Annotated in this window: 1 pseudogene; it reads left to right on the top strand. The window is 66.7% G+C overall.

Annotated features, from left to right (window positions below):
• Positions 1-199, top strand: a pseudogene (locus I53_RS24625) (malonate decarboxylase subunit alpha); the annotation flags it as partial.
• Positions 200-291 lie beyond the last annotated feature (92 nt).

Below are 291 nucleotides of genomic sequence, written 5' to 3'. Positions count from 1 at the left end.
CGAGGACACCCCGACCGTCGTGGAGGCGACCGCCTTCAAGAACGGCGTCGTGGTCGCGCAGGTCAACGAGATCGTCGACACGGTCCCGCGGGTCGACATCCCGGGCGACCGGGTGGACTTCGTGGTCGAGGCCGACACGCCGTTCTACGTCGAGCCGCTCTTCACCCGCGATCCGGCGGCGATGACCGAGACCCAGATCCGGTCAAGCCGATCCAGGACAGGTTGGCATCCAACCCGTCGACGGGCCCAAGGCGGATAAGGCCTTCTACGACAGCCTGAACGACGCGTGAT

Source organism: Methylobacterium sp. B1 (assembly GCF_000333255.1).
Lineage (GTDB): Bacteria > Pseudomonadota > Alphaproteobacteria > Rhizobiales > Beijerinckiaceae > Methylobacterium > Methylobacterium fujisawaense.
The sequence above is the reverse complement of the archived record's forward strand: the minus strand, read 5'-3'. Positions and strand labels throughout refer to the sequence as shown.